The sequence below is a fragment of the Rubellimicrobium arenae genome (assembly GCF_017916275.1).
In the GTDB taxonomy this organism is placed as follows: domain Bacteria; phylum Pseudomonadota; class Alphaproteobacteria; order Rhodobacterales; family Rhodobacteraceae; genus Rubellimicrobium; species Rubellimicrobium arenae.
This window is the reverse complement of sequence record NZ_JAFMST010000002.1, coordinates 104380-117665: the sequence shown is the minus strand read 5'-3', so window position 1 is coordinate 117665 and position 13286 is coordinate 104380. Positions and strand designations below refer to the sequence as shown.

Here is a 13286-nt window from a genome sequence, read left to right as displayed (position 1 = left end):
TCAGATGGCGGTGAAGGCGTTGTCAACGAACAGGTGGGTGCCGTTGACGAAGCTCGACTCGTCCGAGGCGAGGAACAGCGCGGCGCGGGCCACCTCCTCGGGTTCTCCGATGCGGCCCTGCGCGGCGATCAGCGCCGCCTCGGAGACGTCCACCCCCAAGGCTTGGAGGTCGGCCACCTCGCGCAGGCCATGAGGCGTGCGGATGAAGCCGGGGCAGACGGCGTTGCAGCGGATGTTGCGGTCGCGGAACTCGACCGCGATGGCGCGGGCGAACATGTGCACGGCGCCCTTGGTCGTGCCGTAAAGCACCTCCATCGGCGTGCCCGCGACGGCCGAGATCGAGGAGGTGCACACGATCGACCCGCCGCCCTGCGCCAGCATCCCGGGCAGGACCGCCCGGGTCATCAGGAACATGGATTTCACGTTGACGGCGTGGAGCCAGTCCCACTCCTCCTCGGTGGTCTCGAGGAAGGGTTTGATGACGATGGTGCCCGCATGGTTGAACAGGACATTGGCTGGGCCATGCGCCTCCTCGGCCTGGCGGACGGCGGCCTCGACCTGGTCCGCCTGGGCCACATCCGCGGCAAGGGCGATGGCGGTTCCACCGGCGGCGCGGATCGTGGCGGCGCGGGTGCTGGCCGCCTCGAGGTTCCGGTCGATGATCGCGACCTTGGCCCCTTCGGCGGCGAACAGCGATGAGGCGGCTCCTCCCATCCCCGTCGCACCCCCCGAGATGATCGCCACCTTGCCCGCGAGTCGGCCCATGTCAGTCCCCCTGTTGCCTGCCGGGACCTTGGCAGAGACCTCGGAAAAGGGAAGTCGCGGCGGGGCTGGTCAGGCGGCGGCGCGGCCCGGCGCGGCACGCAAGGCCTTGCGTGCCGCGACCGAGCGGGCGTGGAGCCAGGCCGGGATAAAGATCGACGCCGTCCCGGCGACCAGGACGAGGGTTCCGTAGAATTCGCCCAGGTCGCGGCCGTTCACGACGAAGTCGATGAGATAGGCCGTCGCGACGTGCCAGGCGAAGACCTGCAGGGAATGCTGGCCCAGGAAGACCAGCGGCCGCCAGGTGAAGACCGCCTCGATGACGCGCGCCGCCGCTGGCGCCCAGCGCACCGTGGAGGTCGGCCCGGCCACCAGGAGCCAGCTGATCACGAACAGGTCGAGGAAGAAGGCGACGAAGTAGATCGCGGACAGGGTGTTGCGGTCCACATGGGACCAGGCCAGCCCGCTGTAGTCCGGCGACACGAGCTGGAACTGGACGATCCAGTCGAAGACCGCCAGTCCCCCGACCAGCGCCATCGCCATCACGAAGGCGCCCTGCATCTGGGGCGTCTTGAGGAACGACAGGTCCAGCCGTCCCTCGGCCTGACGCAGCCCCAGCCACAGCCCCGAGAAGAAGATCACCTGCCAGGCCAGGATGTTGAAGCCGAGCCCCAGGTCCATCGGGTGACCCCAGGCGTCCAGGACGCCGCCGAGCTGGAGGATCAGGTAGTCCATCAGCCGGGTCTGCGCAAAGAGCCAGAGGCCGACCGAAAGGACCAGCACCGCCAGGGTGCGGTCGTTGCGGAAGGCCCTCAGCGCCCAGGGGGTGACGGCCATGAACCAGAGATACATGGGGAGGATGCCCATGAACGCGCTGGCCGACAGGATCGCCAGGGAGAGCAGGGTGAACAGCACCGGCTCGGCCTGGTAGGGATGGACGATGTTGGATTCGACCCCCACCAGCCCCAGCAGGAGCGCCGCCGCGCAGATCAGCAGGACGAGGCCGGCGTGGTAGGTGTAGATGGTCCGCATCCGGTCGAGGATGCCGCGCCGCATCGCCTCGTAGGACTTGCGGACATAGATGCCGCCATAGACGAGGCCGACCACGAAGCCCGAGATGAAGACGAAGCCCTGCGCGTCCTCGACCCAGCCCAGCGAGTGGTGGTTAATCTCTCCCAGGGTGACGTGGACGATGCCGTTGATGTGGACGACGGCCATGAAGAAGAGGAAATATCCCCTGAAGCCGTCCAGGATCGTCAGCCGCATTGCGCCCCCACGTCGAAAGCCGTGACGGCGAATGTGACCCTTCGGGAGGAAGGGTCAATGCGGCAGGCATCAACAGGGCGGCATTCGCCGTCCCTTGCGTGGAAAACGGCCACGGGCGATTGCTCCCGTGGCCGGATCTGGATCAGTTCCGCGAACGGTCAACCATCTTGCCCTTGGAAATCCAGGGCATCATGGCGCGCAGCTTCTCACCGACCTGCTCGATCTGGTGCTCGTCGTTGATGCGGCGGGTCGCCTTGAAGAAGGGCTGGCCGACGGCGTTCTCCTGCATGAAGTCGCGGACGAACTTGCCGGTCTGGATGTCGCGGAGGACCTCCTTCATGCGCTTCTTGGTTTCCTCGTAGGGGAGGATGCGCGGGCCCGACACGTACTCGCCGTATTCGGCTGTGTTGGAGATCGAGTAGTTCATGTTGGCGATACCGCCCTCGTAGATCAGGTCCACGATCAGCTTCACCTCGTGGAGGCACTCGAAGTAGGCCATCTCGGGCTCGTAGCCGGCTTCGACCAGCGTCTCGAAGCCCATGCGGATGAGCTCCACGAGGCCGCCGCAGAGGACCGCCTGCTCACCGAAGAGGTCGGTCTCGCACTCCTGGCGGAAGTTGGTCTCGATGATGCCGGAGCGGCCGCCGCCGATGGCGGAGCAGTAGGACAGCCCGATCTCCATGGCCTTGCCCGAGGCGTCGTTGTGGACCGCCACGAGGCAGGGCACGCCGCCGCCCTTGAGGTATTCGCCGCGCACGGTGTGGCCCGGGCCCTTGGGCGCCATCATGATGACGTCCACGCCCTTCTTGGGCTCGATCAGGCCGAAGTGGATGTTCAGGCCGTGGGCGAAGGCGATGGCCGAGCCTTCGCGCAGGTGGTCGTGCACGAAGCGCTTGTAGGTGTCGGCCTGCAGCTCGTCGGGCATGGTGAACATGATGAGGTCGCACCAGGCGGCGGCCTCGGAGATGCCCATGACCTTCAGGCCCTCGGCCTCGGCCTTCTTGGCGGAGGGCGAGCCTTCGCGCAGGGCGACGACGACGTTCTTGGCGCCCGAGTCGCGCAGGTTCAGCGCATGGGCGTGGCCCTGCGAACCGTAGCCGAGAATGGCGACCTTCTTGTCCTTGATCAGGTTCACGTCGCAGTCGCGGTCGTAGTAGACGCGCATGGCTTGTCCCTCCTTGGAAATGCTGGCTTGGACCATACAGCAGGATCTGGGCATTTCGAGATTGCGCCGCGCGGTATCAGTTAGTTTGACTAATGTTGTCATGCGCAGGAGATCCGATTATTGCTTTTCTCATGCTTGACGATCTGGATCGCCGCCTTCTTCGCCTCCTGCAGGAGGATCCCGGCCAGCCGGTGCCGGACCTGGCGCAGGCCGCGGGCCTGACCCCGGGCCGCGCGGCGCGGCGGCTCGACCGGCTGCGCGAAGCCGGCATCCTCCGAGGGCAGGAGGCGGTGATCGACTGGCGCCGGTTGGGCTATGAGGTCCATGTCTCGCTCCGGGTGACCCTGGACAAGGGCGCCCCTCGCGCCTTCGAGGAGTTCCTGGCTGCGGCCCGCGACGTGCCCGAGGTGGTCGAGATCCAGACCTTCCTGGGGCAGGTGGACGTGCGCCTGTCGCTGATCGCCCGCGACCTCGCGCATTACCGCGCCATCTACCGCGACCGCATCCTGACCCTGCCGCGCATCAGCGACATCGAGGCGCTCATGACCCTGAGCGTCCTTCAGGACAACGAGGCGCTGCCGCTGTGATCGATCTGGATGACACCGACCGCGCGATCCTGCGGGCTTTGCAGCAGGACGCCACCGTCGAGGCCGCGGCGCTGGGCCGGCGGGTGGGGCTGTCGCAACCGGCCGCCTGGCGGCGCGTGCGGCGTCTGCGGGACGAGGGGGTGATCCAGGGGCGCCGCCTCGTGCTCGACCGCGAGGCGCTGGGCTTCGGCGTCACGGTCTTCCTGGGCATCAAGCTGGCCGCCCGCGCGCGGCTCGAGGAGTTCGAACGCGCCGTGACCGCCATCCGCGAGGTGCAGACGGTCGAACATGTCCTGGGTCTTTACGACTACCGTTTGCGCGTGGTGGCCCGCGACATCGCCGACTTCGAGCGTGTCCTGCGGCGGCGCATCACCGCGCTGCCCGGTGTCGGGACCATCGAGGCGAATGTCCTGCTGAGCGAGGAGCGCCGGCCCGGCCCTCTCTAGCGCCCCATCCCGAGCCCGAGGCGCATCAGGGCGTGGCGCACCGGCGGCAGGTCGTGCATGGCCCGCAGGCCAAAGGCCCGCAGCGGGCCGAGCCCGCCGATCGAGGCACGATTGAGCGCGTCGATGCCGAAGGCGCGGAGGCGGATGTCCGGCTCCCGCAGGCGCGCATAGGCGGCGAGCCACCCATCGCTCCCCAGGTCGTCCGGTCGTCCGCTGGTCAGGTCGAGGAGGACCCGGAGGTCGCCCAGCGACATGTTGAGCCCCTGCGCCCCGATGGGCGGAACCACATGGGCCGCCTCGGCCATCAGGGCCGTCCGGCGCGCGGTCAGGCGGTCCGCGACCTGGGTGATGATCGGCCAGACCTGCCGCCCGCCGACCGGCACGAGCGGCCCCATGACGTCCGCTGAACGGGCGTTCACGGCCTGGGCGAACTCCTCCGCGGGCAGCGCCGCAAGCCGGAGCGCCTCGGCCCCGTCGGTCATCCAGACCACGGCCGAGCAGGGGCGCCCGTCATGATCGGGGAGGGGCACGAGCGTGAAGGGGCCGCCCGCGGCATGGACCTCGGTCGAGACGCCGCCGTGCGGCGCGTCGTGGGTGACGGCAAAGACCAGCGCCTTCTGGCCATAGCGGGTGGTGCGGGCCCCGATGCCGCAGGCCCGGCGCACGGCGGAATCCCGGCCGTCCGCGCCGATCAAGAGCCGGGCGGTGATCGTTCGCCCGTCCGACAGGGTGGAGGTGACCTCATCCACGCGGGCGACCCGGCCCGCGAAGCCGGTTCCGCGCAGCAGGGTCACGTTGGGCATCTCGGCCAGGCGTTCCGCGAAGGCCTGCTTGAGGACGCGGTTCGGGATGTTCCAGCCAAAGGGCTGGTCGCCCAGGTCCCCCGCGTCGAAGTCGCGCCGGACCGGCGTGCCGCGTGCGTCCACGATCCGCATCACCCGCAGCGGGGTGGCCTCTGGCCCAAGCCGGCTCCACAGTCCCGCCCCATCGAGGAGCGCCCGGGCGGGCGACAGGATCGCGGTCGTGCGAAGGTCGGCGTCCGGGCCATCGGGGGCCTGGGCCGGGGCCGGGTCCACGCAGGTGACGCGGAGCCCGCGGCTTCCGAAGGCCGCCGCCGCGGCCAGGCCCGCCGTCCCACCACCGGCAATCAGAATGTCCGTGCTGTCCATGCCGCTGAGATAGGCCGCTTTCCCGGCGGCGGGAAGGCCCGGTCAGACGAGCCGCGCAAGGAAGGCCGAAAGGTCCTCGGCATGGTGGTGGATGTGATCCTGCGCGAGCGCCTCGGGTCCCACGAGGACGGTCCGCATCCCCATCAGGTGCGGCACCATGAGGTTGCGGGGGTCGTCCTCGAACATCGCTCCTTCGGCGGGCGAAAGGCCGTCGAGGGCGAAGACCGCTTCGAAGGCCGCCTGCTCCGGCTTGGGCAGGTAGCCGGCGTGCTCGACCCCATAGACGGCATCGAAGGCGCTGTTCAGGCCGCGGGCCGCGAGGACCTTGGCCGCATAGACCCCGTCGCCATTGGTGAAGACGATCTTGCGTCCGGGCAGGGCGGTGATTCGGGCCGCCAGCAGCGGATCCGGAACCAGCCCCGAGAAGTCGATGTCGTGGACATCCTTGAGGTAGGGGCCGGGATCGAGGTCATGCTCGGCCATCAGGCCCGCCAGGGTCGTGCCGTACAGCGCCCAGTAATCCGCCCGCAGGCGATCGGCTTCGGCTTCGGTGATGCCCAGGATCCGGGACACATAAGCCGTCATCCGGACCTCGATCTGCGCGAAAAGGCGTGCGGACGGGGGGTAGAGGGTGTTGTCCAGGTCGAAGACCCAGGCGCGGACATGGGCAAAGGATGCGGCGACCATGGGGCCGACCCTACGAATGTCGCGGCCCCTTCGCAACCATGCCGGCTTGAACCCCCGGTCCGTGCGCGTAACATCAGGGGCAATGACCGACCCGAAATCCCAGCGCGACGCGTATGACCTGATCCTGGAAGCCATCGACTCCGGGCTCTACAAGCCTGGAGATCGCCTGGTGGAAAGCGAGCTGGCCGAACGCTTCGGCGTGTCGCGCACGCCGATCCGCGAAGCGCTCCAGCGCATGGAGACGCAGTCGCTTCTCAGCCGGGATGGGCGGTCGCTCATTGTGGCCTCTCTCGACCACAACCAACTGGCCGAGCTTTATGTCGTCCGGGGCGAGCTGGAGGGGCTGGCCGCCCGGCTTGCCGCCCGGCACGCCACGCGGGAGGAAGTACGGGTCCTGCGCGACATGCTGGAGGCGGACCGGGCGCTGGTGAACGACCCCCAGGCCCTGAGCCGGGCCAATCGGCGGTTCCACCGGCAGATCCACCTGGCCTCGCACAACCGGTTCCTGGTGCAGCAGCTGGATCTTGTGCATCGGTCCATGGCGCTTCTGGCCTCGACCTCGCTCTCGGCCGAGGGGCGGTCCCGAGGCACCCTGGACGAGCATGAGGCCATCGTCCGCGCCATCGAGGCGGGCGACGGCGACGCCGCCGATGCCGCGCTGCGCGAGCATATCTCGCGCGCCTTCATGACACGGCTGAAGCTGGATGCGGCAAAGGTGCAGGCGGCGGAATAACCGCCTCGGGCGCGACCGTGGGAAGGTCGATGCCATGCGCCGTCTTGTCCCAATGGAAGGGGCGCCACGCCGCCTCCCACAGGGCCTTGTAGATCGCGGCCGTCGCGAGGGGGAAATAGAGCACGAGGCTCGGCCCCCAGAGCGCGAGGTGCGGCTTGCCCGCGCGGCGCGCCCCGATCCAGGCATAGGCCACATCCAGCGCGTAGGTGGCCAGGAACAGGATCGACAGAGCCACGAGCAGCGAGGGCGGAAGGAGCCGCGCCAGCGGATGGGGCAGCCCCAGCGGCACGAGCCAGAAGCTCCAGAGCAGGGGGGCGAGGGCGAACTGCACCAGCGTTCCCAGGAACATCACCTGCACGCCCCAGAACCGACGCGGCCCAAGATCGCGCCACAGGCCCACGGGGTCGCGCATGTGGACGGCCCAGGTCACCGCATAGCCCTTGAGCCAGCGCGACCGTTGCCGGATCCAGGGCCAGGGGCGGGCGTTCGCCTCCTCCTGGGTGACGATGGGGATCATCTCGGTCCGATAGCCGTGGCGGGCGAGGCGCAGGCCCAGGTCGGCGTCCTCGGTCACGTTGTGGGCATCCCAGCCGCCGACGGCCTCGATCGCCTCGCGCCGCAGGAAGAGGGTCGTGCCCCCGAGCGGCAGCGCGAAGGCCAGCCGTTCGAGCCCTGGCAGCAGCACCCGGAACCACCCCGCGTATTCCAGCGTGAAGCAGCGGGCGATCCAGTTGCGGTCGCAGTTGAAGTAATCCAGTGTCCCCTGCAGGCAGGCGGTGGCCGGACCGCGCCGGGCGAACCGTTGCGCGACCTCGCGCAGGTGATCCGGGCCGGGGATGTCCTCGGCGTCGTAGATGCCGACGATGGTGCCCCGGGCGAAGGTCAGGGCGTAGTTCAAAGCCCGCGGCTTGGTGCGGAGCGTCCCCTCCGGCACCTCGACGATCTGGGCCCAGGGCGGAAGCTGGACGGCCTCCAGGGCGTCGCGGGTGAGGGCGTCGTCATCCTCCACGATCAGGCACAGGTCCAGGTGATCGCGCGGATAATCGAGCCGTCCGATCCGGCGGAGCAGGGTCCCGGCGATCTCGCGCTCGCGATAGAGCGGGACCAGGACCGAGATGACGGGCAGGCGGGCGGGCACCACCTGGGCGCCGTCGTCCCGCGGACTCCGGCGCAGGCTGGCCGTCGCGGCGGCGAGCTTGAGCCCCGCCGTGGCGACGAGGCACAGGACGGTGACGCCCACCAGCGCCTCGAGCGTGGCGAGCGGGGCGAACAGGGCCAGCGCCGCCGCGAGCAGTGCGGCCGCCAGCCCCCAGCGGGCCAGGCGGGCGCCGGGAAGGGATCGGCAGCTTGCCATGGCGGGCACGCGCTGTTCGGCCCCAAGCGCCAGGGGACCGCCGACGCTCCGGGCGAGGGCGCGCCGAAGGACCGCCGCCTCGGCATGGGCCAGGCGGACTGGGCCAAGCGCCGATTCGAGCATGGGACGATGACGCACCGCCCAGCGCGGATCCTCGCACAGCACCACCGTCGCGGCGCCCTGGTTCCGCCAGGGCAGGAGGGCCTGGGTAAGGGCGAGGACGGGGGCCAGCCGGGAGACCAGGGCCGGATCCGGGGGGTGCCGCTCCGGATCGATGGAGCGGAACCCCTCGAGCCGCGCCCGCCGCGCCGTGAGCCTGCGCGGCCCGGCGACGGCCGGGGCGGCGACCGGCGCCACCGAGCGGATTTGCATGAGCGGTTCTGGCATGGATCCTCCCCAAACTGAGAAGGGCAGGATCCCGGATCATGGTTAAAGGGCGGTTAAGGCCCCGCGCGTTGCGTCAGGGAATGGTCAGTCCTGGCGGCGATCGGCCATCGCCTGCGCGAAGCGGTCGAAGAGATAGGCGCTGTCCTGCGGGCCGGGGCTGGCCTCCGGGTGATACTGGACGCTGAACACGGGCCGGTCCGCCATCCGGAGGCCGCAGTTCGAGCCGTCGAACAGGCTCACATGGGTTTCCTTGACGCCGACGGGCAGCGTCTGGCTGTCCACGGTGAAGCCGTGGTTCATGGACGTGATCTCGACCTTGCCGGTCTCGAGGTCCTTGACGGGGTGGTTCGCGCCGTGATGGCCGTGGTTCATCTTGACCGTCCGCGCGCCCAGCGCGAGCGCGAGCATCTGGTGCCCGAGGCAGATGCCGAAGACCGGCACGTCCGAGCGGTCCAGCACGCCACGGATCATCGGCACGGCATAGGCGCCCGTCGCGGCCGGGTCGCCCGGGCCGTTCGACAGGAACACGCCGTCCGGGTCCAGCGCCAGCACGTCGTCGGCGGTGGCCGTGGCGGGAAGGACCGTCACCTCGGCGCCGACCGAGGCCAGCGAGCGCAGGATGTTGCGCTTGGCGCCGTAGTCGATCGCGACCACGCGGTGCTTGGGCGCGGTCTGGCGGCCGTACCCCTCGGGCCAGGCCCAGCGCATCTCGTCCCAGCGGTAGCTCTGGGCGCAGGTGACGTCCTTGGCGAGGTCGAGCCCCACGAGGCCGCGGAAGGCCCGCGCCTGGGCGACGAGCGATTCGAGGTCGAAGTTGCCCTCGGGGTCGTGCGAGAGCGCGACATGGGGGGCGCCCTGCTGGCGGATGGCCCGGGTCAGGCGGCGGGTGTCGACGCCGCCGATGCCGATCCGGCCGCGCTTGGACAGCCAGTCGCCCAGCGACTCGGTGGCCCGCCAGTTCGACGGCTCGGTCGGGTCCCACTTGACGACCATGCCTTCGGCGACGGGGTCGGCGGCCTCGTCATCCTCGGCGTTGGCGCCGACATTGCCGATGTGCGGGAAGGTGAAGGTCACGACCTGGCCCGCGTAGGAGGGGTCCGTCATGATCTCCTGGTAGCCGGTCATCGCGGTGTTGAAGACCAGCTCGGCCACCGTGGTGCCGGTCGCGCCGAAGCCTCGTCCATAGAAGATCGTCCCGTCGGCCAAGGCGAGACAAGCGGTCGGGCGCGGCGACTGCGGCATGGCGGGCTTCCCTTCTGTGATCCGGCGGACCGTTACGCGCGCGCGGGCGTCGGGTCAACCCAAGCCGATTGCGCCAATCGGACGCGGGACATATGTCGCCCTGCAACGAACCAAGGAGAACGGTCATGGACCTGCGCGCGAGGATCAACGAGGCTCTCAAGGAGGCGATGCGCGCCAAGGCGGCGGAGCGCCTCGGGGTGCTGCGGCTGATGAATTCGGCGGTGAAGGACCGTGACATCGCCGCCCGCGGCGAAGGGCAGCCCTCGCCGGTGCCGGACGAAGGCGTGATCGCCGTGCTGGCCAGGATGGTCAAGCAGCGGCAGGAGAGCGCCAAGGCCTACGACGACGCGGGACGCGACGACCTCGCCTCGAAGGAACGGGCCGAGATCGCGGTCATCGAGGAGTTCCTGCCCCGGCAGCTCTCCGAGCAGGAGGCCGAGGAGGCCATCGTGGCCACCATCGCGGCCGAGGGGGCGTCGGGCCTGCGCGATATGGGTCGTGTCATGAACGCGCTCAAGACGCGCTACGCCGGGCAGATGGATTTCGGCAAGGTCGGACCGCTGGTCAAGGCCCGGCTGTCCTAGTCGGGAACGGCGGCCGGGCGGGGGCGTTTTCCCCGGGCCACAACCAGGGAGGCCCCCATGCCCGCCCATTCCAAGGCCCAGCAGCGCGCCGCAGGCGCCGCGCTGGCCGCCAAGCGCGGCGAGATCAAGCCCGAGGACCTGCAGGGCGCCTCGCGCGAGATGTTCGACGACATGACGGAGGACCAGCTCGAGGAGCTGGCCTCCACCAGGCACGAGGGGCTGCCCGAGAAGCTCGACGACTGAGCGGCCGCGCCGCCCGGGGCGCGGGTCCCTTACTGCAACCGGCGGAGCACGTCCTCGAGCTCGGGCTTCAGCTCGATCCGCTCCTCCTCGCTCAGGAAGGCGCCGAGCTCGACGGTGCGGCCGGCGCCGGTCAGGGTCAGGTAGTTCGGCACGGGGCCGCCCGTCTCGTGCAGGGCGGTGCGGATCCAGTGGGGGTTGGCCTCCCAGCGGCGGGGAGGCCGGCGCGGCTCGTGCCGGGTCAGGAGGATGCGATCCGGCCAGAGCCGAAGTTCCTCCCGCACCTCGCCCGTGCGATAGGTCGCCTGGATCGCGATCCAGAGCGCCATGAAGGTCACGAGGAAGAACGGCAGCACCCCCCAGAGGACCGGCGAGCCCAGGACCGCCAGGAGGGGGACGGCGGCCAGGACGGCCGTGGCCCCGAAGAAGCCGACGAAACCCCGGCGCGGCAGCGACCTGTGCGGCCAGAGCTGAAGCTGGGCAACGGGCGGCGGGCTGTCCGCCTCGGAGGTGGGGAGAGGGTCTGTCCAGCGATAGGGCATCGGATGTGTCGGTCTCCTTGGGCCGCACGTCGGGCTTGGGTCTCGGCAGCAAGGACATAGGCATGGCGCGCTGGGTTCAAGGCCCGTTGCGCTGCTCTGACGCGGGCGGATGCCATGGGTTCCGGTCCGGGACGGCGTCGGCGATGGCCGGGCCTGCTGGCCGCCTTTGCCTCTCTGATCGGACCGCTGGCGCTGAACCGGGGGTCCCTCAAGGACCCGGGGCGTTTGGACCGCCGTCCGGGCATTCCTTGGGCCGGAACGACGAAGGCCTGCCAACGTCGCCGCTGGCAGGCCTTGTCATGTCGGATCCCTTGGGACGGCCTCAGGCCTGAGGCTGGACCGTTCCTGTAAGGAGGCCGGGCTGGCGCCACCCTTACTCATGCGCGTGGGTGCGGTTCCAGTCCGACGGCTTGGGCAGGATCTCGAAGGTGTGCTCCGGCGGCGGGGAGGGCAGGGTCCATTCGAGCGTGTCGGCCCATTCGTTCCAGGGGTTCGCCGGGGCGGTGCGCTTCTGGGTGGCGAGCACGTAGAACAGCGCCACGATGAAGAACACGAACGAGGCGAAGGCGATGAAGGCGCCGATCGACGACACGTAGTTCCAGGTGGCGAAGGCCTCCGGATAGTCGATGTAGCGGCGCGGCATGCCCTGGCGGCCCAGGAAGTGCTGCGGGAAGAAGGTGACGTTCGCGCCGATGAACATCAGGGCGAAGTGTACCCGGCCGACCCATTCGGGCATCATCTTGCCGGTGAACTTGGGCAGGTAGAAGTAGATGCCCGCGAAGATCGCGAAGACCGCGCCCAGCGACATCACGTAGTGGAAGTGGGCCACCACGTAGTAGGTGTCGTGATAGTAGCGGTCGATCGGGGCCTGCGAAAGCACCACGCCGGTCACGCCGCCGACGGTGAACAGGAAGATGAAGCCCATGGCCCAGAGCATGGGCGTCTTGAACTCCACCGAGCCGCCCCACATCGTGGCGATCCAGGAGAAGACCTTCACGCCGGTGGGCACCGCGATAACCATGGTGGCCAGCATGAAGTAGGACTGCTGCGTCAGCGACATGCCGGCGGTGTACATGTGGTGCGCCCACACGACGAAGCCCAGCACGCCGATCGCGATCAGCGCCCAGACCATCGGCAGGTAGCCGAAGATCGGCTTGCGCGAGAAGGTCGCGATGACGTGGCTGATGATCCCGAAGCCGGGAAGGATGATGATGTACACCTCGGGGTGGCCGAAGAACCACAGGATGTGCTGGTAGAGCACCGGGTCCCCGCCGCCGGACGGCTGGAAGAAGGTCGTCCCGAAGTTGCGGTCCGTCAGGAGCATGGTGATCGCGCCGGCCAGCACGGGCAGGGCCAGGAGGATCAGCCAGGCGGTGACGAAGATCGACCACGAGAACAGCGGCACCTTGAAGAGCGTCATGCCCGGGGCGCGCATGTTCAGGAAGGTGGTGATCATGTTGATGGCGCCCAGGATCGACGACGCGCCCGACAGGTGCACGGCGAAGATCGCGAGGTCCATGGACATGCCGCCGTCCGAGGTGGAGAGCGGCGGGTAGAGCACCCAGCCCACGCCCGCGCCGCGCTGGCCGTCGCCGCCGGGCGCCAGGAGCGACGCCACGCCGAGCGAAACGCCCGCGACGAACATCCAGAACGACAGGTTGTTGAGGCGCGGGAACGCCATGTCCGGCGCGCCGATCTGCAGCGGCATCAGGTAGTTGCCGAAGCCGCCGAACAGCGCGGGGATCACGACGAAGAACATCATGAGCACCCCGTGGTAGGTGATCATCACGTTCCAAAGGTGCCCGTTGGGCGTGCAGGTGGCCGGATCGGAGGCGGGCCAGAAGCGCGCGCCCTCGAGGCACATGAACTGCACGCCGGGCTCCATCAGCTCCATGCGCATGTACACGGTGAAGAGCACCGCGATGAAGCCCGCGACGCCCGACACGAGCAGGTAAAGGATGCCGATGTCCTTGTGGTTGGTGGACATGAACCAGCGGGCGAAGAAGCCCCGCTCGTCATGGTGGTCTGTGTGGATGGCAGCGTCGGCCATTGCGGCGGCTCTCCCGAAAGGAATCGTGAGGGCAAACGGCGGAGGCCGGGCCCGTACAGCGGGCGTTCTAGA

Annotated in this window: 14 protein-coding genes; 5 read left to right on the top strand and 9 right to left on the bottom strand. The window is 69.3% G+C overall.

Annotated features, from left to right (window positions below; translation table 11 throughout):
• The 3 genes from J3P31_RS03175 to ilvC all read right to left on the bottom strand — a co-directional run bounded on the left by J3P31_RS03175 (position 1) and on the right by ilvC (position 3193).
• A complete protein-coding gene (locus J3P31_RS03175; RefSeq protein ID WP_210526961.1) occupies positions 1–765 on the bottom strand; it encodes an SDR family NAD(P)-dependent oxidoreductase in 765 nt (254 codons plus the stop codon).
• A 69-nt stretch (positions 766–834) separates the two neighbouring features.
• Positions 835–2028, bottom strand: a complete 1194-nt coding sequence (opgC, locus tag J3P31_RS03170) for an OpgC domain-containing protein (RefSeq protein WP_210526960.1) — start codon at positions 2026–2028, stop codon at positions 835–837.
• Positions 2029–2170: 142 nt separating this feature from the next.
• Positions 2171–3193, bottom strand: coding sequence for a ketol-acid reductoisomerase (ilvC, locus tag J3P31_RS03165; protein WP_210526959.1), 1023 nt, complete (start codon positions 3191–3193; stop codon positions 2171–2173).
• A 131-nt stretch (positions 3194–3324) separates the two neighbouring features.
• Between ilvC and J3P31_RS03160 the strand changes: the two genes are divergently transcribed.
• Both J3P31_RS03160 and J3P31_RS03155 read left to right on the top strand, forming a co-directional pair.
• Positions 3325–3780, top strand: coding sequence for an Lrp/AsnC family transcriptional regulator (locus tag J3P31_RS03160; RefSeq protein WP_210526958.1), 456 nt, complete (start codon positions 3325–3327; stop codon positions 3778–3780).
• On the top strand, positions 3777–4226 hold the full coding sequence (locus J3P31_RS03155; RefSeq protein ID WP_210526957.1) for an Lrp/AsnC family transcriptional regulator: 450 nt from the start codon (positions 3777–3779) through the stop codon (positions 4224–4226). The genes J3P31_RS03160 and J3P31_RS03155 overlap by 4 nt, the downstream gene beginning before the upstream one ends.
• Here the strand turns inward: J3P31_RS03155 and J3P31_RS03150 are convergent.
• Together J3P31_RS03150 and J3P31_RS03145 are read right to left on the bottom strand one after the other, a co-directional pair.
• Positions 4223–5395: an FAD-dependent monooxygenase gene (locus tag J3P31_RS03150; RefSeq protein ID WP_210526956.1), complete on the bottom strand. Its 1173-nt coding sequence runs from the start codon at positions 5393–5395 to the stop codon at positions 4223–4225. The genes J3P31_RS03155 and J3P31_RS03150 overlap by 4 nt on opposite strands.
• Positions 5396–5437: 42 nt before the next feature.
• Positions 5438–6082 (bottom strand): pyrimidine 5'-nucleotidase, encoded by a 645-nt coding sequence (locus tag J3P31_RS03145; protein ID WP_210526955.1) that lies wholly within the window; start codon positions 6080–6082, stop codon positions 5438–5440.
• An 82-nt stretch (positions 6083–6164) separates the two neighbouring features.
• On the opposite strand from J3P31_RS03145, the gene J3P31_RS03140 reads away from it, so the two are divergent.
• A complete protein-coding gene (locus J3P31_RS03140) occupies positions 6165–6815 on the top strand; it encodes a GntR family transcriptional regulator (protein WP_210526954.1) in 651 nt (216 codons plus the stop codon).
• Here the strand turns inward: J3P31_RS03140 and J3P31_RS03135 are convergent.
• Both J3P31_RS03135 and carA read right to left on the bottom strand, forming a co-directional pair.
• A complete protein-coding gene (locus tag J3P31_RS03135) occupies positions 6766–8556 on the bottom strand; it encodes a glycosyltransferase (protein WP_210526953.1) in 1791 nt (596 codons plus the stop codon). The genes J3P31_RS03140 and J3P31_RS03135 overlap by 50 nt on opposite strands.
• Before the next feature lie 84 nt (positions 8557–8640).
• The gene (gene carA, locus J3P31_RS03130) at positions 8641–9798 is read right to left on the bottom strand and encodes a glutamine-hydrolyzing carbamoyl-phosphate synthase small subunit (RefSeq protein ID WP_210526952.1); all 1158 of its coding nucleotides are present in this window, start codon (positions 9796–9798) and stop codon (positions 8641–8643) included.
• 125 nt (positions 9799–9923) lie between these two features.
• Between carA and J3P31_RS03125 the strand changes: the two genes are divergently transcribed.
• Together J3P31_RS03125 and J3P31_RS03120 are read left to right on the top strand one after the other, a co-directional pair.
• The gene (locus J3P31_RS03125; RefSeq protein ID WP_210526951.1) at positions 9924–10382 is read left to right on the top strand and encodes a GatB/YqeY domain-containing protein; all 459 of its coding nucleotides are present in this window, start codon (positions 9924–9926) and stop codon (positions 10380–10382) included.
• A gap of 57 nt (positions 10383–10439) precedes the next feature.
• Positions 10440–10625, top strand: a complete 186-nt coding sequence (locus J3P31_RS03120; RefSeq protein ID WP_210526950.1) for a DUF3008 family protein — start codon at positions 10440–10442, stop codon at positions 10623–10625.
• Positions 10626–10654: 29 nt separating this feature from the next.
• On the opposite strand, the gene J3P31_RS03115 is transcribed toward J3P31_RS03120, so the two are convergent.
• Both J3P31_RS03115 and ctaD read right to left on the bottom strand, forming a co-directional pair.
• Positions 10655–11164, bottom strand: a complete 510-nt coding sequence (locus J3P31_RS03115; protein ID WP_210526949.1) for a DUF2244 domain-containing protein — start codon at positions 11162–11164, stop codon at positions 10655–10657.
• A gap of 373 nt (positions 11165–11537) precedes the next feature.
• Entirely contained in the window at positions 11538–13214 is a 1677-nt protein-coding gene (gene ctaD / locus J3P31_RS03110) for a cytochrome c oxidase subunit I (protein ID WP_210526948.1), read from the bottom strand.
• Positions 13215–13286 lie beyond the last annotated feature (72 nt).